Annotated in this window: 1 pseudogene; it reads right to left on the reverse strand. The window is 71.9% G+C overall.

The features are described from left to right. Positions 1 to 228 (reverse strand): annotated as a pseudogene (locus SB753_RS42405) (TolC family protein); the annotation flags it as partial.

Below are 228 nucleotides of genomic sequence, written 5' to 3' on the forward strand. Positions count from 1 at the left end.
GCGCGCGCCGTTGGCGGGGAACGTCCAGCTGATCAGCGGACCGAAGCCCCAACGCGCTGTCGGCGACGTGCCGAGATCTTCGAGAACGCCCGTCAAACCCGCCGATGCGCCGATGCTCACGGTCGGATACAGCGCGCCGGTCGCAACGCCGATACGCGCCGTCGATGCCGCCAGTTGACGCTCGGCTTCGCGCACGTCGGGCCGGCGCCTCAGCAGCGCGGCGCCGTC

Source organism: Paraburkholderia sp. SIMBA_053, assembly GCF_046534895.1.
Taxonomy (GTDB): Bacteria; Pseudomonadota; Gammaproteobacteria; order Burkholderiales; family Burkholderiaceae; genus Paraburkholderia; species Paraburkholderia caledonica.